General features: G+C 62.3%; 1 protein-coding gene. It reads right to left on the reverse strand.

The annotated features are described in order from the left end of the window. Nucleotides 1–705 (reverse strand): hypothetical protein (locus tag DVK01_RS21980; RefSeq protein WP_158598800.1); only part of this gene is annotated, 705 nt, incomplete at both ends.

The following is a 705-nucleotide window of genomic DNA, read 5'->3' on the forward strand; positions in this document are numbered from 1 at the left end:
TCAGTCGATGACTTAGGATTCCGTGGGTTCCAAGCTTCGAGTTGAGCGTCTGTCGGACCTGAGCGAGTGGTGTCTGGTCCCGATGAGACTGTCCGGCCTTCGGGGGCGGGTTGACGATAGCCCTCCGGTGGACCTTCCGGCTCATACGATTCCCCAGGTGGGAGACGTTCCTGCCGTTCGGCGTGGAGCCTTTCGGCGGCCTCCTCGGCCTTTCGGGTCCGCTCTGCCCGTTCGAACCGATCAAGGGTATCTTGCATATCGGACATGAGGCCACCACTGTCAGCGTCGGGGGATGCGTCGTCGATGTTCCGAATCAGCTGTCCTTGACCACGTGTATCGCTGAGGAATGCGCTCGCCCGAGTGCTCCCAGCATCAATATCGGCTTGGGCGACACGACGCGCTGCAGAGCGTGTCACACGCGAGGCTGCGGCCCCTCCGAGAGCGGCGGCCGCAGTCCCACCTAAAATAGACCCTGCGAGGTCGGCGGGATTCTCATCCATTCGCTTCGTAAAGACATCCGCGGCGAGCGTCCCCCTCGCCGACACGTCTTGAGCGAACCCCGGACCGTCGCCCATCAGAATCCGGTTTGGTTGCGTGATCGCGAACTCTCCGGCCTCCTTCGCCCCCGCCGCGAGAGCAAACGGGTCGAGAATATTTCGGAAACTGCGAGCTTCACCACGGACGAAGTCTGGGTTGAACGGACTC

Source organism: Haloarcula sp. Atlit-120R (genome assembly GCF_003665885.1).
Classification (GTDB): domain Archaea; phylum Halobacteriota; class Halobacteria; order Halobacteriales; family Haloarculaceae; genus Haloarcula; species Haloarcula taiwanensis.